19 protein-coding genes and 1 tRNA gene are annotated in these 18,099 nt (G+C 58.4%); 11 read left to right on the forward strand and 9 right to left on the reverse strand.

All coding sequences use genetic code 11. The features are described 5' to 3' along the window. Position 1: 1 nt before the first annotated feature. Positions 2-526: an outer membrane lipid asymmetry maintenance protein MlaD gene (mlaD, locus tag HKD31_RS13655; protein WP_011252675.1), complete on the reverse strand. Its 525-nt coding sequence runs from the start codon at positions 524-526 to the stop codon at positions 2-4. A gap of 197 nt (positions 527-723) precedes the next feature. Between mlaD and HKD31_RS13660 the strand changes: the two genes are divergently transcribed. The 8 genes from HKD31_RS13660 (at position 724) to HKD31_RS13695 (ending at position 7,374) form a co-directional block, all read left to right on the forward strand. Next, complete coding sequence (locus tag HKD31_RS13660; protein WP_194265540.1) at positions 724-2,247, forward strand: TSCPD domain-containing protein; 1,524 nt, start codon at positions 724-726, stop codon at positions 2,245-2,247. Positions 2,248-2,390: 143 nt separating this feature from the next. Further along, positions 2,391-2,759 carry an AtpZ/AtpI family protein gene (locus HKD31_RS13665; RefSeq protein ID WP_062494540.1) on the forward strand — a complete coding sequence of 123 codons (369 nt, stop codon included), beginning with the start codon at positions 2,391-2,393 and terminating at the stop codon, positions 2,757-2,759. After that, complete coding sequence (locus HKD31_RS13670) at positions 2,737-3,486, forward strand: F0F1 ATP synthase subunit A (protein WP_062494596.1); 750 nt, start codon at positions 2,737-2,739, stop codon at positions 3,484-3,486. The genes HKD31_RS13665 and HKD31_RS13670 overlap by 23 nt, the downstream gene beginning before the upstream one ends. An 82-nt stretch (positions 3,487-3,568) precedes the next feature. Beyond that, entirely contained in the window at positions 3,569-3,796 is a 228-nt protein-coding gene (locus HKD31_RS13675) for an ATP synthase subunit C family protein (RefSeq protein ID WP_024717170.1), read from the forward strand. 8 nt (positions 3,797-3,804) lie between these two features. Further along, complete coding sequence (locus HKD31_RS13680; RefSeq protein ID WP_011252671.1) at positions 3,805-4,365, forward strand: F0F1 ATP synthase subunit B family protein; 561 nt, start codon at positions 3,805-3,807, stop codon at positions 4,363-4,365. 10 nt (positions 4,366-4,375) lie between these two features. Continuing rightward, complete coding sequence (locus tag HKD31_RS13685; protein WP_062494537.1) at positions 4,376-4,876, forward strand: F0F1 ATP synthase subunit B family protein; 501 nt, start codon at positions 4,376-4,378, stop codon at positions 4,874-4,876. 4 nt (positions 4,877-4,880) lie between these two features. Further along, positions 4,881-5,648: a glycosyltransferase family 2 protein gene (locus HKD31_RS13690; RefSeq protein WP_194265541.1), complete on the forward strand. Its 768-nt coding sequence runs from the start codon at positions 4,881-4,883 to the stop codon at positions 5,646-5,648. A gap of 73 nt (positions 5,649-5,721) precedes the next feature. Then, complete coding sequence (locus tag HKD31_RS13695) at positions 5,722-7,374, forward strand: ArnT family glycosyltransferase (protein WP_194265542.1); 1,653 nt, start codon at positions 5,722-5,724, stop codon at positions 7,372-7,374. 135 nt (positions 7,375-7,509) lie between these two features. Here the strand turns inward: HKD31_RS13695 and HKD31_RS16285 are convergent, their stop codons facing one another. The 3 genes from HKD31_RS16285 to HKD31_RS13705 form a co-directional block, all read right to left on the reverse strand. Continuing rightward, on the reverse strand, positions 7,510-7,638 hold the full coding sequence (locus HKD31_RS16285; RefSeq protein ID WP_255520131.1) for a hypothetical protein: 129 nt from the start codon (positions 7,636-7,638) through the stop codon (positions 7,510-7,512). 322 nt (positions 7,639-7,960) lie between these two features. Then, positions 7,961-10,471 carry a glycosyltransferase family 2 protein gene (locus HKD31_RS13700; RefSeq protein WP_194265543.1) on the reverse strand — a complete coding sequence of 837 codons (2,511 nt, stop codon included), beginning with the start codon at positions 10,469-10,471 and terminating at the stop codon, positions 7,961-7,963. Positions 10,472-11,009: 538 nt separating this feature from the next. Then, positions 11,010-11,085: transfer RNA gene (locus tag HKD31_RS13705), tRNA-Ala, on the reverse strand. Between the two features lie 142 nt (positions 11,086-11,227). Between HKD31_RS13705 and HKD31_RS13710 the strand changes: the two genes are divergently transcribed. Then, positions 11,228-11,533 carry a YggT family protein gene (locus HKD31_RS13710; protein ID WP_062494118.1) on the forward strand — a complete coding sequence of 102 codons (306 nt, stop codon included), beginning with the start codon at positions 11,228-11,230 and terminating at the stop codon, positions 11,531-11,533. A gap of 7 nt (positions 11,534-11,540) precedes the next feature. Here the strand turns inward: HKD31_RS13710 and HKD31_RS13715 are convergent, their stop codons facing one another. The 4 genes from HKD31_RS13715 to HKD31_RS13730 form a co-directional block, all read right to left on the reverse strand. Beyond that, complete coding sequence (locus HKD31_RS13715; RefSeq protein ID WP_062494131.1) at positions 11,541-11,753, reverse strand: hypothetical protein; 213 nt, start codon at positions 11,751-11,753, stop codon at positions 11,541-11,543. Between the two features lie 42 nt (positions 11,754-11,795). Continuing rightward, positions 11,796-13,259: a metalloprotease TldD gene (tldD, locus tag HKD31_RS13720; RefSeq protein ID WP_194265544.1), complete on the reverse strand. Its 1,464-nt coding sequence runs from the start codon at positions 13,257-13,259 to the stop codon at positions 11,796-11,798. A 76-nt stretch (positions 13,260-13,335) separates the two neighbouring features. Then, positions 13,336-14,499: an aminotransferase gene (locus tag HKD31_RS13725; protein ID WP_194265545.1), complete on the reverse strand. Its 1,164-nt coding sequence runs from the start codon at positions 14,497-14,499 to the stop codon at positions 13,336-13,338. A 119-nt stretch (positions 14,500-14,618) separates the two neighbouring features. Further along, positions 14,619-15,245, reverse strand: a complete 627-nt coding sequence (locus tag HKD31_RS13730; RefSeq protein WP_194265546.1) for an HAAS signaling domain-containing protein — start codon at positions 15,243-15,245, stop codon at positions 14,619-14,621. A gap of 343 nt (positions 15,246-15,588) precedes the next feature. Here HKD31_RS13730 and glnA point away from each other — a divergent pair, with 343 nt between their 5' ends. Next, complete coding sequence (glnA, locus tag HKD31_RS13735; protein WP_011252662.1) at positions 15,589-16,971, forward strand: type I glutamate--ammonia ligase; 1,383 nt, start codon at positions 15,589-15,591, stop codon at positions 16,969-16,971. Between the two features lie 85 nt (positions 16,972-17,056). Then, positions 17,057-17,686, forward strand: a complete 630-nt coding sequence (locus HKD31_RS13740) for a trimeric intracellular cation channel family protein (protein WP_062494108.1) — start codon at positions 17,057-17,059, stop codon at positions 17,684-17,686. Positions 17,687-17,709: 23 nt separating this feature from the next. Here HKD31_RS13740 and HKD31_RS13745 read toward each other — a convergent pair whose 3' ends face one another. After that, a complete protein-coding gene (locus HKD31_RS13745; protein WP_081107178.1) occupies positions 17,710-17,922 on the reverse strand; it encodes a heavy-metal-associated domain-containing protein in 213 nt (70 codons plus the stop codon). Between the last annotated feature and the right edge of the window lie 177 nt (positions 17,923-18,099).

Here is an 18,099-nt window from a genome sequence, read left to right on the forward strand (position 1 = left end):
CTCAGGGCTCATCCGCCAGACTGCCCGCCGCCGGCTTTCCCGCAGCGGCCTTCTGGCTCTTCTGCAGCGAATCCGTCACGGAGAAAATGAACTTGCTCAGAAGCTGTTCCAGACTGATGGAGCCCTGCGTCTCGGTCATGACACCGCCCGGCTTCACCACCGAATCCGCTCCACCCGGCGACAGCGCGATATACTTCCCGCCCAGCAGACTGTCAGACGTCACGATCGCAGCAGAATCCGTCGGCAACTTCACATCGGGCGCGAGCGTAAACGTCACCTGGGCCTGAAAGCTCTTGGGATCGACCACGGCGCCGGTCACATGCCCCACCGTAATGCCCGCAAGCCGCACATCGGAACCGACCGTCAGGCCGTCGATCTGGCTGAAGGACGCATGGACAGGGTAGCCCCCGTCATCGCTCTGATGGTGCCCGACCATTGCCGCGACCAGAAGACCCGCAAGGCAGGCAAGGACAGCGAACCCGGCCAGAAGCTCCAGCCGGTCATGACGGACCGTGACAGCGCTCATGACGATACCCTCGTGAAAATCATCCTTCCAGCACTACCCGACTCCGCTTCGCGCGTCCAATCCTCCCGCAGAAATCGTCCCGATCGGGCAGATGAAAAATGTTATCCCCCATATCCCCATGTTCCCACCCATTAGCGGCCTTCCGGAGGCCCTTTTTCGGCTTACGGGCGCATGGGCGCAGGGCGTAGATTCGCAGCATGACAGCTCGCCTTCACTGGACCGGCGTTCGCATGAGGACGCTTCAGGTCATGACCGACCCCGACGACAGCGCCCTGCGCTCCGTCACCCTTCCTGCCGCCTGGGATGACGAGGCCGCGCAGGCCCTCGCCCAGATCACCCTGAACGGTGGGCCGGTCAGACTTGCCGCGGAGGCAGCCCGCTGGGTTGACACGATCGATGCGTGCCCGCCCCTTCCCGGCACCCCGGCCAACACGCCGTCGCCGGGCCGGAGCCTGTCCTATCTTCTGCTGATGCAGCAGATGGCGCCCAATACCGCACTGTGGCAGTGCCAGCCCGACCAGACGCCCGGCTTCACCATCCGCCTGTCCAGCTTCGTGCAGGAGACCGGATTCGCCGCCGAGCATTTCGTCGCCTGCCTCCGTCTGGCCTGCGACGCCCTGCGCCGCCTTCATGCCGCGACCCGGATCGAACGCACAGGTGAGCTGCCCCTGTTCGATCTGCCCGCCCAGCCTGAAGACGAAGCCGCAGGCCTCATTCTCCTGACCGATCTCGATGCCTGCCTGGCAGCCCTCGGTCTCGACTATGACAGTGACGACGCCCGCAACGCGGCCTGCGCCATGGCCGCACTTGCCACCACCGTGGCCCGCGCCGGAACGAAGCTGCCCCCGCCTTCCATTCCGGAATCACCCCTGCCGGGACTGCGCACCCTCGCTTCCTCGGTCTGCGCTACCGAAGAGGGGCGGCATTTCTGCCCGATCGAAACCGGATTTTCCTCCCCGGCCCCGACCGAAGGACTGCTGGACGTCGAAACCTGCGGCCTCGCCCCTGCCTTCTCGCCCTTGCGCGAAGACGGACATCTGCGTGCGTCCACGCTGGCCCGACTGGCCTGCCGTGGCCTGACGCCCGAATCCGCCCTGGCACTTGCACTGGCGGGCGAGACCCCGCTCCCGCCCGTTCGTCCGCAGGCCCAGACTGCCATGCACGCCGCCGTGAAGAATGTCGTGGACTTCCTGCCGGCGGTGCCGGAACCCGATCTGGCCGACCTTCAGGCCAAGCTGGCCCGTGGCGTGCGCCGCCCGCTCCCCATGCGCCAGACCGGATTCACCCAGCGCGCGGCCGTGGGCGGTCACAGTCTTTTCATGCGGACCAGCGAGTTCGAGGACGGCACGCTCGGCGAGATCAGTCTTACGCCGCCCCGTGAGAGCCCCATGGCCCGCGGACTGATGGACTGCCTCGGCCACGCCGTCAGCATCGGCTTGCAATATGGTGCGCCGCTGGAGGCCTTTGTGGAGCGATTCGCCTATACGCGCTTCGGCCCCGCAGGCACTGTCGAGGGCGATCCGTCCACGGCTTACGCGACCTCCATGCTCGATTATGCCTTCCGCACTCTGTCGGAAGCCTATCTGGGCGAGCACATGCCGGATGCCCCCCGCGTCGAACCCAGTTCGGAAGATCCAGCCCCCATGCTGCCCTTCGGACGCGGCTCTGGCGAGAGTCCGGAATGGAAAGACCGCGGGCGCCGCCTGAAACTGGTCAGCTAGGGCGAAAACGGGTTTCGATGGCTCCGGCGAGCAGAATACATTGACAGTCAACGGACTCGCCGGTAGCTAGCGCCTGCGCTGAGAAGGAATCCGGTTGAATGACCGGGTAAGAAGGATGCGTACAGGGTAAGGGATCAGACCTCATGGGACACGCCCCTGCCGGTGACGACGGAAACTTCGACGAACGCCTGAAGCGTGCCCGTCAGAAGCTCGATCCCCGCTCAGGGGAATTCGCCGTAACCGACGAGGGCAACGATGACAGTTCCATGTCATCCCTTGGACTGGCGATCCGCGTGGGAACCGATCTTGTGGCGGGGCTCGCGGTCGGTGTAGCCATAGGCTACGCGCTGGGTCACTGGTTCGGGTACAGGGCTCTGTTCCTGTCCGTTTTCGCCCTGGCAGGATGTGGTGCCGGCATGTTGAATGTCTGGCGGGTTTTGAAGGATTCGGACATGGTGTCCGGACCGAAAGATGACGGGAGAAGCCAGCGTGGCAGCCGGATCGACGATTGACGCGCTCGGACAGTTCGAGCTCCATCCGGTTCTTGGACATCTGGGAGAAGCCCTGCGGTTCTCGCAGTCGCCACTGTTCATGCTGATCGCCGCTGCCGTCGTTCTGGTCTTCCTGTATGTCGGGATGCGCCCCGCCGCCGTCGTGCCGGGCCGCCTTCAGGCCGCCGCCGAGATCAGCTACGATTTCGTCCACGATCTCGCCGTCAGCACGATCGGTGAAAACGGCGCAACGTTCTTCCCGTTCGTCTTCGCGATCTTCTTCTTCATCCTGGCCGGCAACTATCTCGGCCTGCTGCCCTTCTCTTTCACGTACACCAGCCACATCGCCGTGACCTTCGGCCTGGCCATCATGGTGTTCGTCATCTCGATCCTTGCTTCCATCCGCTTTCAGGGTGTGGGCTTCCTCAAGCACTTCCTGCCCGCTGGAACGCCTGTCTGGCTTGCTCCGCTGCTGGTGCCGATCGAGATCATCTCTTTCCTTTCGCGTCCGGTCAGCCTGTCGATCCGACTTTTCGCCAACATGGTGGCGGGTCACGTGCTTCTGGAAGTGTTTGCCGGCTTCACGATCATGCTCGCCGGTCTGGGCGCATTCGGCCATGTCCTGGCCATCGCCCCGATCGCGATCAACGTCGCGCTGACGGCCCTCGAACTGCTGGTGGGTGTGCTGCAGGCCTATGTGTTCGCCATCCTCACCTGCATCTATCTGCGTGAGGCCGTCGCTCACTGAGCCACACCAGCTTCGCACTAACCCTTTAATCGACCCAACAAGGAACCTGACAATGGACGTTCAAGCCGCTCACGAATTCGGCATCAGCATCGCCCAGGCCGCCCGTGACCTCGGTGCCGGTATTGCCGTTTTCGCCCTCGCCGGTGTCGGCATGGGTCTCGGCAACATCTTCTCGACGCTGATCAGCTCGGTTGCACGCAACCCGGCCTCGCGTCCGCATGTCTTCGGCATCGGCATGCTGGGCTTCGCGCTGACGGAAGCCGTCGCGCTGTTCGCCCTGCTGATCGCCTTCCTGATCCTGTTCGCCTGAGGTCGAACATGTACCGTACGCCACGCCTCTTCCTGTTCGCCGCTCCGCTTGCGGCCGTGCCGGGCCGTGCCGTGGCTGCGGGCATGCCACAGCTGAACTTCCACGATCCGCTGCTGATCGGACAGGTCGTCTGGGGAGCCGTCATTTTCGGCGGCTTCTATCTCGCCCTGAGCCGCTTCGCCCTGCCGCGTGTCGAACGGGTGCTGACCAACCGTCGGACCCGGATCCAGAACGATCTGGATGTTGCCCGCAAGGCCAAGGCTGAAGCCGACCGTGCCAGCGCGGAACTCCTCAGCGCCCGTCATGAAGCAGCCGAGCAGGCCCGCGCCCATGTGGAGCGGATCCAGAGCGAAGCCCGCGCCAACGCGGAAGCTCACGCTGCGGAAACGGCCAAGCGCCTCGAAGCCGAGATCGCCAGCGCCGAGACCCGAATCACCCAGTCCCGTGAACAGGCCCTGTCCAGCCTGTCCGAGATCGCCACCAGCACCACCCAGGATCTGGTTTCGCGTCTGATCGGCACGCAGGACGAACAGACTGTCGCCAGCGCCGTCAAACGCGTTAGCGCCTAAGGAGACGAAGATGTTCCACGATCCCCGGTTCTGGACCGCCCTCGCCTTCGTCCTGTTCTTCGTCATTTTCGGGCGCAAGCTCTGGGTCGCTATCACCGGCCACCTGGATGCGCGCGCCGACAGCGTCCGCCACGATCTCGACGAGGCAGCCCGTCTGCGTCGCGAAGCCGAGCAGATGCTGGAAGATGCTACTCGCGAGCGTGAAAAGACCCTGGCCGAAACACAGGCCATGCTTGCACGCTCCGAAGCCGAGGCCGCCGGTCTGGCAGAACGCGCCCGTCAGGACGCCGAAGCCGCCGCAGCCCGTTACGAAAAGATGGCGCAGGATCGCATTCACGCAGCCGAACGTTCGGCCATCCGTGAGATCCAGGATCGCGCTGCCCAGATCGCCGTTGCCGCAGCCCGCGACGTCGTGTCGACCCGTCTGACGGAGAGCCCCGACATCGCCGCAACGCTGATCGACAAGGGCATCGACAGCCTGCCGGAAGCCCTTCGGCGCTCCGCTGCCTGATCCGATGCCCCCCTCCACGGTGCAAGGTTCCTTTCATGACGACGGAAAGCCCACAAGGCTCTCCGTCGTCATGGCCGTTCTGAACGAGGCGGAAAACATTCTGCCGGTCTGTCAGGAACTGGCGGACACTTTTGGCGCCGATCCTTCCATAGAGATCCTTGCGATCGATGACGGCAGCACCGACGCCACCGTCAAAAAGCTTCTGGAAGCCCGGCAGACGCTCCTGCCTCGCCTGCGCATCATCAGCCATCCAAAGCGTCTCGGAAAATCCGCAGCACTCCGCACCGGCATTACAGCCGCGAAGGGCCAGTGGATCGCCACCATTGATGGCGATGGTCAGGACGACCCGTCCGCCATCCTGAAAATGCTGGATCAGGCGACATCAGCTCCGGGCACAGCCCCCCTCGTTGTCGGCGTTCGGCGCAAGCGCAATGACCGCCTGTCCCGCCGGATCGCCACACGCCTTGCCAACGGCCTGCGTCGCCGCCTTCTGAACGACGGCTGCCCCGATACCGGCGCACCGCTCAAGCTGTTCTCCCGCGATCTCTTCCTGAAGATCCCGCAATTTGAAGGCGTCCACCGCTTTCTGCCTGCCCTGCTGGGACATTACGGCGCGCCGCTGATCTGCATCGAAGTCCAGCACCGGGCCCGACTGCACGGCAGCTCGAAATATACGAATTTCAACCGGGCCCTCGTGGGAATCCGTGACCTTCTGGGCGTCATGTGGCTTCAGAACCGCACGCACCTGCCCGATCATCTGACCGAACACTGAAGCCGTCACCGGATCCGGGCCTTCCGGGATCCTGCCGCATGCCCGGCCTGACAGAACGGCGCGGAGAGTCCCCATGACCCTGAACCTCCGGCATTATGCTCTTCTCGGGCTGCTGGCCTTTCTGCTCGCGCTCCCCGGCCGCATGACGCTCCCGCCCCTCGATCGGGACGAGCCTCGCTATATGGAAGCATCCGAACAGATGCTTCTCTCCCACAACTTCATCGACGTCCGTTTTCAGGACAAACCACGTTATCTCCAGCCGGCCGGAATCTACTGGCTGGAAGCAGCCTCGACTGCCGCGGCCGAAAAGATCTTCGGTCCCTCGGTTCTGCGCAAGACATGGCCCTACCGGATTCCGAGCCTCCTCGCCGCAACCATCATCGTCCCCCTGACTGCCTGGATCGGCGCAACTCTCTTCGGTGGCGCAACGGGCCTGATGGCGGCAGGGCTGCTGATGGTTTCAACCCTGTTCGTCGCCGAAAGCCACATGGCGACCATCGACACGGTCCTGCTGCTGGACATCCTGTGCATCGAAGCCGCCCTTCTCTGTGCTCTCACCGATCGGCAGAAGAACCGCCCCACTCATCTGCGGGTCGCAGTCGCCTACTGGCTCGCTCTCGGCGTCGGGCTCATGCTCAAAGGGCCGGTCGTCCTCATTCCAGGCTTCGGCACACCCCTGGCCCTGTGGTTTCTGGAAAAAGACCGCTCATGGTGGTCCCGCCTGCGCCCGCGCTGGGGCTGGCTGCTCATGATTGCCGTGGTCGTTCCATGGTGCGTCGCCATCGAAATCATCAGCGGCGGGGACTTCTTCGCCCGCGCGGTTGGGCGCAACTTCCTGGGCAAGGTCGCCCATGGTCAGGAAGCTCACGGCCTTCCTCCCGGCTTCCATCTGCTGGTTTTCGGACTGGCCTTCTGGCCTGGCTCTCTGTTCGCCGCCATGGCCATTCCGGCAGTCTGGAAAAACCGCAAACTCCCGCAGGTCCGCTTCCTCCTCAGCTGGATCGTCCCGCACTGGCTGGTGTTCGAACTGATCGCCACCAAACTCCCGCATTACGTCCTGCCAACCTATCCGGCGATTGCCATCCTTACTGCCGCAAGCCTCATGGCATGGCGCCCTCCCACACTCTCACGATGGGCAAAGGCTCTTCTCGGAGTCTATGGCGTTCTGTGGGCGGTCATCGGCATCGGCTTCTGCCTTGCCGGCAGCACCGCCCTCTACAGGCTTGAGCACACATTCTCACTCTCCGCCCTGATCGCGCTGGGAGGATCCCTGCCCCTGATGCTCGGCGCCATTATGATGCTCCTGAAGCAGCAGCGGCGACAGGCAGCCTTCTGCGCCATGGGCGCAGCCGTCATTGCTCATGCCGGCCTGTTCCTGAGCGTGATTCCCAATCTCCAGACCATCCGTCTCAGCCCCCGGATTGCGGATCTCTTCGAAGACGTCCGCCCTTGCAATGACAGTGTTTTGGTATCGTCATCCTATTCCGAGCCAAGCCTTGTCTTTCTCGTCGGCCCCAATACGCAACTCATCGGCCCCGCCGCCGCTGCGGCATATCTGCACAATCATCCTCAATGCAGTCTGGCACTAATTGATTTCAAAGACGAAACTGTTTTCATGGAGTCTGTGAAGAAATATGGAATGAATGTACTCAAATACAACTCAATAAAAGGAATCAATTACTCAAATGGACACCACCTAAATCTAGAGTTATTTGCTCCTATTTAAGTTAATTAACTCATAATTAAATTAGAATATTTCTTTATATAAATATTAAACCATCATAATCTTGTTTATTTTATCATACAATTTAATATTTTGTATTTTCACATGAGTTGAAACAAGCCCTATCGGACAGATATTTCACAATAATACACCAACAATATTGGAAAAGCATCCTGGTTTTAAGTAAATGTCTGCAATTCCTTTTTCTGCACCTAGATTGGCGGGTGCGCCCTGAAGCCGCCAGGTTTCCTTGATGTTGCGGAGCACCTTACTCGCCTGCGTGGGAGTGGAGATCACCTCGAAACCTTTTCACAGAGTATGGATGTCGAAGTGCTCCGACCCGATCTGGAAAAGGCGTTGTCCTATGCAGACGGAAACAAAGGGGGGCGCCCCCCTTTGACCCCGGTACGGAATATCTGTCAGCGACCGCCTGTCCTTCATGCGCTTTCTCGGTCCTGGGGCATTGGACCGCGTGTCTGAATCAAAACGATCTGACTGTTGCGCGTCTGTCTGGCACAGACTGGCGCCATTGGCGTACCGTTCAACCAGTTCGATGCCATAGTGCGGGTCGCCTGAACACCTGCCAATATCAGGTATCAAGATATTCAGGGTCTACCAAATTAAAAAACGTTTGCTGGTCAACAGTAAAATAACGTGGATAAGAGGGATCACGTTCAAATAACGGATCAGAACTCCAGCGTTCGAGCATAGTCTGAGTTTCTAGAAAAAAGCGCGTTTCATGTTCCGGTTTGTCATCCGTCCCACGTGACAGACTTTCGTGATGATAGGCAATCGTCTCGGCACTAAAAATAATCCGGTACCCAGCCCGACGAATTTTCAAACATAGATCAACATCATTGAAAGCGACTTTCAGCGCTTCTTCATCAAATCCACCGACCTCTTCAAAAACAGTACGCCTAACCAGCATCAGGGCTGCCGTTACAGCGGTTACTTCATGCGAAAGCATGGTGCGACCGATATAGCCATATTCTGATAACGGATCACCCCGATGTACGTGAGCTGCCACACCAGCCGGACCAACAACCACACCGGCATGCTGAATCGTATCATTAGGATAAAGCAGCTTGGCACCAACCGCTCCGACATCCTTGAATGCCTGAGCTTCTCCAACCATACGGTGTAACCACTTCGGGTCTTCCACAAACACGTCGTTGTTCATGAACACGACAAAATCAGATGTGGTCTGAGCTACAGCAATATTGTTAAGCCGAGAAAAATTGAACGGCTCTTCTACTGTTATAACAGAAACGTTTTCATGCTTCTGAATTTTTTTGATGAAATCCAGTGTCTCATCACGAACTGACCAATTATCGATCAAAATAATATTATAGTTCTTATATTCCGTATGCTTGAGGATATTTTCGACGCAGGTCAGCGTCGTATCCAACTGATCTTTAAAAGGAATGATGATGGTCACAGAGGACTGCGTACGAGAAGTCCATTCCACGCCATAAAGCGTCAGCCCGCGGATGGACGAAACCTTGGAGGCTATTTTCCGCCGCTTGAGATGGTCGGCCACACATTTTACGCCTGCATTGATAGCGTAAGTTTTCTGGCTCACATCCACGGCTGTGGAATTGGGGGTTTTACGCCAGTGGTAAAGAATTTCCGGCACATGGAAAATTTCCGATGGCTTCAGAACTTCCGTTGCTTTCAGTACGAAATCATGATCTTGCGCCCCGTTGTAATCGGAGTTGAGATGACCAATCTGGCGCATTGTCGCAGCATCTACCATCGTTAAATGGCATATATAGTTGCAACCAAGAAGGTAACGATAGTTGAAATCAGGTTTGAGATTAGGCTCCAAGTAGTACCCGGCCTGATCAATTTTATCCTCATCTGAATAAAGTAGCTTGGCTCCGGTTTCATGGGCCGCGATAACCATTACTTCAATAGCAACGTTTACCAATAGATCATCATGATCAAAAAATGCAATATACTGTCCTTTAGCAGCATCCATCGCTACATTTGTGGCACCCGCAATACCAATATTCTTTTTCAGAGTAACACATTTGATCCGCGGGTCACTTTTAACAAAATTATTGATGATTTCCGTTGTTTCGCGACTCTTACCTGCATCGTCAACGAGGATCAGTTCCCAATTTTTATAGGTCTGATCAATAACCGACTGCACAGCGGCCTTGAAGTCGCTTTCAAGGGGACGATAAACGGGACAAAGAATTGAAACAAGCGGCGTAAATACGCCGTTTTTTTCAGCACGTACCCGTTGTTCGGCCACTCGTTTGCTCAGAAGGGTATAATATTTGCGTGCCCATCGATCGTAATCTCCTAACGTATAGGGACGCTTGGGAACGAGATCACGAAGCTCTTGACGCAGCTTCGCCATACGTCTGTAAATTTCATCGAGTTCATTGGTAACGTCGATGATCCGACTTTCAAACGCATCATCAGCAAATGATGTTACGATAGGACAGCCATCAAGTTCTATATCATCCGGCTGTGCCAAGACCTTGATTGTATGCTGACCACTGCCTCTCAACGCCTGCGGAATAGGAAATTCAAACCCGCAATTAGGATCACACCCTAAAACAGCAGCAACATCTCCGCGATAACGGTTTGCCCGTGTCTGCCCGATACGAATACCATCGACAAGAATTGATAGCACCACACCACCAGCCTCTTCGCTATCTGGCAGCTTGCGAAGCACCCACCCACGTAGCGCGCCCTGCTTCACACCATCGACATGACTTTTATAAGAAGGTTTGAGATGGCCGGAAAATGTGATTGAAGTCATGCCGTCGGACAAAAGTGGCAGAGCGGACCGGTCATCCAGCCGCAATGAAAGCGTATGTTTTTCACCATTAAAATAGCTTGGTGGTATTTCGAATCTGAAACCCAAGTCAGCAGTTGGCAGTGAAAGCTTTGCCTGAACGTCTTCACGAGGCAAATCGGCAGTAGCCATTCCGACTTCCTGCCCATCAATAATAATGTGAATCCTTACAGGAGAAAATTTTTTCAGATTGCATGTCGCCCATCCTCGAACGACACCATCTTCCAGCCCGTCAAAATGTCCCTGGAACTGAACTAAGGATGTTCGAGTTGCTACTGATTTAGACATTTTAACGCATCCACCTCATAAAAAATCAGTCAAGGACATCTCTGCCTAGGAACAAAATATCTTGCGATCATTTCCGTTGAATAGAAAGACCCAGAAAGTTCAGAATATTACATTAAAAACATATGGGTAAAGAATTGCCTCGGCAATCCCTGATACGCGTTAACATTCCCAAGAAAATGCAATCCAAACTCATTTGGATATACAGAAAATATCTTCGCCAGACCCAATAAATGACAAGAAACAATATTAAGACGTTTTATATTATAGATCACACCAAACAATGAAAACTACATTCTTTTGAGCGAAAAATTGTAATTCACAAGTGTCCCGATTGAAAGAAGATGACGAATAAGGCACCCTCTATCCGTGAGAACAGATAGATCAGAGGAAAACTCCAAAAATATAATATTCAATTTACAAATTCAGAAATGAATTTCCCACACCTAGTTTCCACACGAGATCAGAGATAGTTTTTTATTTCTTCGTCACTACAGGGGGGATTCTAGTTTCATCAATACTTACGACAAAACACTCACCGTGGTGGAGCTGAGGGGAATCGAACCCCTGACCTCCTCATTGCGAACGAGGCGCTCTCCCATCTGAGCTACAGCCCCACGGCAGAACAATAGTTCTCTTCTTCTCGCAGGCTGTCAAGCAGCCCTGCACGCAAGACGTTGTTCTATGCTATCGCTATGGCTACAAACGTTCCTCAACCAGCCTTTCGGCTGCCCTTCCCGACATTCGACGAGGTTTTATATGGTTGCCCTGCATTCCATTATCCTGATGCTGATCCAGGCTTTTGTGTGGATTCTGCTGGCGTACTGCATCCTGTCGATGCTGCTGGGTTTCGGGATCCTGGATATCCGCAACCGGTTTTTCTATTCCATTTTCAACACGCTGGCCCGGATCGTCGAACCTGTTATGGCTCCGATCCGCAGCATCCTTCCCAACACGGGCGGCATGGATTTTGCGCCGATGGTCGTCCTGCTGCTGATCCAGTTTCTGGTCTACCCGGCCGTCAACCGGATCTTCTTCATGCTCGCGACGCATAACAGCTTCTGACAACAGCCTATCTCAGGGCGCGCCACACCTCTTCCAGCGCTTCAACCAGCGTATCCCGCGTCTCCTGATGCAGCGTCCCATCCGGGCGCTGCATCCAGACCGACCATCCCGTCGTTCCCGGCTGACGCTCCATTTTTACAGCCCAGTCCGTTGGCAGACGGGAAAAAACCCGCTCCATCCGGGCTTCAGCCGTCAGGGGTTTGGCGTAATTATGACCCATCACGAATAGCTTTCGTCTCTCGAACGGCCCGGCGTTCCTAGATCAGGCCGTACCACCTACCGTCAGACCCGAAATCTTCAGGGTCGGCTGCCCGACACCCACCGGCACGCCCTGACCGGCCTTGCCGCAGGTTCCGATACCAGGATCCAGCGCCACATCGGACCCGATCATGGAAATCTGGTTCATAGCGTCCGCCCCATTGCCGATCAGCGTGGCGCCCTTCACCGGACGGATGATTTTCCCGTCCTCGACCAGATAGGCTTCCGAAGCCGCAAACACGAACTTGCCCGACGTGATATCCACCTGGCCTCCCCCGAAGTTCACGGCATAAAGCCCCCGCTTCATCGAGCGGATCATCTCATCGGTGGTCGCACTTCCTTCCAGCATGAGCGTATTGGTCATGCGCGGCATCGGAGCATGCGCATAGGATTCCCGACGGCCGTTCCCGGTGGATTTCGTGCCCATCAGACGGGCATTCAGCCGGTCCTGAAGGTATCCGGTCAGGATCCCGTCCTCGATCAGAACGGTCCGGGACGTCGGCGTTCCTTCATCATCAACACTCAGCGAGCCACGACGCTCCGGAAGCGTTCCATCATCGACCACCGTCACACCTGGAGACGCCACACGCTTGCCAATCATCCCCGAGAAGGATGAGGTCCCCTTGCGGTTGAAATCGCCCTCCAGCCCGTGCCCGACAGCCTCATGCAGCAGAATGCCCGGCCATCCCGGACCAAGCACCACATCCATTTCTCCTGCCGGTGCGGGCGTGGCTTCCAGCGTGATCAGAGCCTGTTTCAGAGCCTTGTCGACAGCATCGCGCCACGTTTCCGGCGCCAGCAGCCGGTCCAGTTCATAGCGCCCCCCCAGCCCACAGCTTCCGCTCTCACGCTGACCGTCCTTTTCCACAACGACAGACACGTTCATGCGCACCAGCGGACGCAGGTCCGCCACATCGCCGCCGGAGTCCGCGCGCCGCATGATCTGCACGGCCTGCCATTCGGAACTCAGTACGGCACTGACCTGCACCACCCGGGAATCCAGCCCCCGCGCATAGGCATCGATCTCGCTCAGAACTGCTGCACGCGCTGCAAAATCCGTTCCTTCAAGCGGACGGGAGTCGCCATAAAGCCGCTGGTTCGTCGCCTGCGGTCCCGGCGCCATGATGCCGCTGCGTCCCTGCCGCACGGCACCCACCGTACTGACAGCCCGCTCCAGAGCATCCCGGCTGATATCGTCCGCATGCGCAAAAGCCGTCTCCGTTCCCAGAACAGCCCGCAGCCCGAACCCCGAGGACGTGTTGAAGCTCGCCGAACGGATCGTCCCGTCATCCAGGCTGATGCTTTCATTCTCCCGGTATTCAAGGAACAGCTCGCCGTCATCCACGCCATCAAGCCCCCGATTGACGAGCGCCCGGGCATCGTCACGGGTCAGCTTTGAATCAGGTCGCCCGAAAAACAGGGCATCGGTCGTCGCAAGAGCGCCCAGAGCATCAGCAGCAACAGACATGAGAAATCTCCAGACAGAACAGACCGGCTTTTCCGGCAGACAGATTGAACACAGAGCGGATCACAACAGAGGGCTTTTAAGAAAGGGCCTTTTCCAGCCGTTTCAAGGCCTCCCGCAGGATCTCCGGCTTTTTGCAGAACGCGAACCGGATCAAATTCTGCGGTGCGGCATCTCCCTGCGGGTCATAGAAAGCCGAAACCGGGATTGTGGCCACACCCGCATGTTCCACCAGCCAGCGCGCAAATTCAACATCGCCCCGCCCGGCCGCATGCCGCGAAATATCCGCCACGATGAAATAACTGCCATCCGCCGGCAGCGTATCAAACCCCAGCCGGTGCAGACCATCCCGCAGCAGATCCCGCTGTGTTTCCATCTGCGCCGACAGTCCTTCGTAATAGCTGTCATCCTTGTTCAGCCCGTAAGCCACGGCCCGCTGAAGGTTCGGGGCCGTTGCGAACACCAGAACCTGATGCGCCTTCGCCACCACGGACGCCAGCGCCGCCGGTGCCGTCACATAGCCGACTTTCCATCCCGTCAGGGAAAAGCTCTTGCCCGCACTTCCGATCCGCATGCACCGCTCGCGCATCCCCGGCAGCGTCATCAGCGGGATGTGTTTCACGTGAAACGTCAGATGCTCGTAAACCTCATCGCAGATCGCATAGACATCATGCTCCCGCACCAGATCCGCAATCAGCTCAAGCTCCTCGCGGACAAACACCTTCCCGGACGGGTTCATCGGTGAATTGAGCATGATCGCCTTGGTCTTCGGACCAAACGCAGCCCGAAGCTCCGCCTCCGGCACGGACCAGTGCGGCGGCGCAAGCCGCACACAGCGCGGCACCGCCCCCAGAAGCTTCAGAGCCGGCAGATAGGTGTCATAAAGCGGCTCGATCACCACCACTTCATCCCCCGGCTCCACGACCGCCATCAGACACGCCGCCAGAGCCTCCGTCGCGCCAGACGTCACGACAACTTCCGTCGCAGGATCGACCTCAAGCCCATAGAAACGCTGGTTGGACGCCGCCACGGCCTCACGCAGTTCCGGCAGGCCCGTCAGCGGCGCATACTGGTTGCGCCCGTCGCGCAGCGCATCCGCCGCGACCTGAATGATATCCTGCGGCCCTTCCGTATCCGGAAACCCCTGCCCGAGATTGATCGCCCCATGCTTCACGGCAAGCTGTGACATAATCGTGAAGATGGTTGTCGGAAGGCTCGCAAGATACTGATTGGGCGTTTTCATCAACGGATTCCAGAACTGACGGAAAACAGAAAGCCCTGCACCATCGCAGGCTGAAGGAGCGCTGAAAAGCCTTTCGCACTCCCCTTCCGTTCCATAATGGAAATCCCGTCTTCCGCCCCTCAGTCCATCCCCTGCGTTTTGCGGCGCATGTCCAGCAACAGGAGCTGCCCCAGCCCCCGCAGAAGAAGCATTGCCAGCACGACAAGAACGATTCCGACACCGCAGCAGAGGATCGCATATCCCCAGGAAAGCGGGATGCCATTTCTGGGCACACCATCCGTCGTGACAGTGATCGAGAACGGGTTGTCGTCCACCACGAAAAGATCCTGCGGAACAAAGAGCCGCAGCACAGGCATCGCCGCGAGCAGAAGCCCCGTCAGCCCAAGCGCAATCACGACAAATCCGCCGAAAAACGCCAGCAGACTCCCCGCAGCCAGCCGCAGAAGAACCCAGAACAGACCAAAGGGATTCGACTGCTGCACACCAACGGACAGCTCATGCCGGATCGTAAAGCGTGCGGCGAGCCTGTCCGGCTTTCCCAGTCTTTCCAGGAGCGCCAGCGCCGCCCCTTCCCCCAGCCGGGCCTGCGCTGCGACCTGAGCCCGCACTTCAGCGACGATCACATCGCGCTCGCTTTCAGGCAGGCTGAGCAGGCCGCCCCGGAATTCGTGCAGGTACCGTTCGAGCGGCAGGGAAAGCAGATCGCTGTCTTTCAGGCCGTCCGGAGATGAGGAAGCAGGCATCATGAGGATATTTCCCAAAAAGAGTCTCGCTGCCCTCTTTGCATGCAAGTTCCGGACCAGATGTGGAAAACTCCGGTTCGCTTCCGAAAGATTCAATCATAAATCCGCCAAATGGCGTAATTTCCCATACTCGACAGACGGGCATTTGTCGCTTAATCGTTTTGCAGCCGTTTACACGATGCAAGGCGACAGATCGATGGCCAAGAAAGCCCCCACTTCCTCTACCGTGAAACCGAAGGCCGCTCCCGCGCGCCGTACCTCGAAGGCTGCAGCCCCCAAGGCTGCTCCCGCAGCAGCTGGCAAGCCGCCCGCCCCGAACCCGCAGGCCGTTGCCCGCGTCTTCGAGATGATCCAGGAGCACGCGGCGGAATTCGTCGATCTGCGCTTTACGGACCCCAAGGGCAAGTGGCACCACACGACCCAAACGGTCTCGACCATCGAAGACGATACCTTCGTTGAAGGCTTCATGTTCGACGGTTCTTCCATCCAGGGCTGGAAGGCCATCAACGAGTCCGACATGGTCCTGCTTCCGGATCCGGAAACGGCCGTCATGGACCCGTTCTCCGCCAAGCCGCAGCTGATCCTGTTCTGCGACATCATCGATCCGAAGACGGGCAACTTCTACAACCGCGACCCGCGCTCGACCGCCAAGCTCGCAGAAGCCTACCTCAAGGATGCCGGCTTCGGTGACACGGCGTTCTTCGGTCCGGAAGCCGAATTCTTCATCTTCGACAACGTGCAGTTCGGCACAGGCCCGAACTTCGGCATGTACCAGCTCGACAGCATCGAAGGCCCCGGCGCGTCCCTGAAGGCCTATCCGGAAGGCAACATGGGCCATCGCCCTGTCGTCAAGGGTGGCTACTTCCCGGTCCCGCCGGTAGACAGCGAAAACGACCTGCGCGCCGAAATGCTCTCCACGATGGGCGAAATGGGCCTGCCGATCGAGAAGCATCACCACGAAGTCGCACAGTCGCAGCACGAGCTTGGCACGAAGTTCGACACGCTCGTGAAGTCCGCCGACTTCATGCAGATCTACAAGTACTGCGTGCACAACGTCGCTCATTCCTACGGCAAGACGGCCACGTTCATGCCCAAGCCGATCTCGGGCGATAACGGTTCGGGCATGCATGTCCACCAGTCCATCTGGAAGGACGGTAAGCCGACTTTCGCAGGCGACAAGTATGCCGACCTGTCCGATGAGGCGCTGTACTATATCGGTGGCATCATCAAGCACGCGAAGGCCCTGAACGCCTTCACGAACCCGTCCACCAACTCCTACAAGCGCCTGATCCCGGGCTTCGAAGCCCCCGTGCTTCTGGCTTACTCCGCTGCGAACCGTTCGGCATCCTGCCGTATCCCGCATGCGACGAACCCGAAGGCCAAGCGCGTTGAAGTCCGCTTCCCGGACCCGACCGCCAACCCGTACCTCGCCTTCGCCGCCATGCTGATGGCCGGCCTCGACGGCATCCGCAACAAGATCCATCCGGGCGACGCCATGGACAAGGATCTGTACGAACTGCCGAAGGAAGAGCTGGCCCAGATCCCGACGGTCTGCGGTTCGCTCCGTGAGGCTCTCGAGGCCCTCAAGGAAGACCACGCATTCCTTCTCGAAGGCGGCGTCTTCACCAAGGACCAGATCGAAAGCTACATCGACATCAAGTGGCCGGAAGTCTACAAGTTCGAACACACGCCGCATCCGGCAGAGTTCGAGATGTACTACTCGGTCTGATCCGGGTCAGAACATCCCTTCTACGGAAAGCCCGGCCTTCGTGCCGGGCTTTTCTGTTTTCACCCCACCGCTTCAAGACGGCCCGATGATCCCTCCCGCCCTTCAGGCCTTCTCCACATCTGCCCTGCCGATCCTCGACATCGCAGGCACGGTCGTCTTCGCCATTTCGGGCGCGATCGAAGCCGCACGCGCACGCCTGACCATCGTGACCTTCATGTTCTTCGCCGCCATCACGGGCGTCGGCGGCGGCACCGTGCGGGATCTGCTGATCGGCGCGCCCGTCTTCTGGATGCACGCTTCCGTCCCGATTGCGGCCTGTCTGCTGTCCGCCATTACTGTCTGGTTCACGCCAGCCCGCTTCTGGCCTGCCCGCGCCGTGGAATGGTTCGACGGTCTCGGGATCGCGGCCTATGGCGTGTTCGGCTCAGCCAAGGCGCTGGCTTACGGCATCCCGCTGATCCCCGCGGCTCTCATGGGAATTGTCAGCGCCTGCATGGGCGGTATTTTCCGGGATGTGCTGGCAGGTGTGCCATCCATCATCATCCGGCCGGAACTCTATGTCACGGCCGTTGCCCTGGCATCAGGAACCTATGTCTCACTGACAGCACTGGGCCTGAACACCACGCTCGCGGCAGCCATCGCCGTCCTGGCCGGCTTCAGCCTGCGTGCCGCAGCGCTCATCAAAGGGATCGGCCTGCCCCATTACCATCGCTAGGTGACAGGCCTTTCCGGTACGCTTCAGGCGATTACGTCGAACCCGACGTCTTCCACCACATGCCGCAGCGCGACCGGCGTCACCTTCTGCTCATCATACTGAATGGCAGCCTGCCCCGGATCGAGCGTCACTTCCGCGGACGAGACACCCGGGACATTGGACAGCGCGGACTGCAACTTGCCCGAACATCCATTACACGACATCCCGTCGACCTTGAACGTCACCATCGAAACCATAAGAGACTCTCCTGTCTTCCAGAGGCTGCTCCGTAAAGCAGTCGATCCCCGAGTGGGACATATTCCGGTTCTTCCGTACTTTTCGTGATGGGTATCTTGTACTGAGGTTCCGGAACTGGGAAATCCAGAAAGTCGTTCACTTTCATGGATATTCCCCAGTGTCACGCCTTCGGTCTC

This window comes from Gluconobacter potus (assembly GCF_015244705.1).
Taxonomy (GTDB): Bacteria; Pseudomonadota; Alphaproteobacteria; order Acetobacterales; family Acetobacteraceae; genus Gluconobacter; species Gluconobacter potus.